Consider the following 202-nt stretch of genomic DNA (forward strand, 5'->3'; position numbering starts at 1 on the left):
CTACCTGGTTGATAGGTCAAAGGTGTAAGTGCAGCAATGTATGTAGCTTATTGATACTAATAGATCGAGGACTTGACCAAGATTGTTTAAGCAACGGGATAAATATGAATGTATATGAATATTTAGACGTTGGCGAAATGATCATAGGATTTTTAATCTTACAAATGTTATACAGTTTTTAGAGTATTAACTCTAACTAAAT

1 protein-coding gene is annotated in these 202 nt (G+C 31.7%); it reads left to right on the forward strand.

Features of this window, described 5'->3' with window-relative positions; all coding sequences use genetic code 11:
* Nucleotides 1–182: hypothetical protein (locus tag ATCC9714_RS18030; protein WP_210165811.1), on the forward strand; the 182-nt coding region annotated here is incomplete at its 5' end.
* Nucleotides 183–202: the final 20 nt, after the last annotated feature.

The sequence above is a fragment of the Paraclostridium sordellii genome (assembly GCF_000953675.1).
Classification (GTDB): Bacteria; Bacillota; Clostridia; order Peptostreptococcales; family Peptostreptococcaceae; genus Paraclostridium; species Paraclostridium sordellii.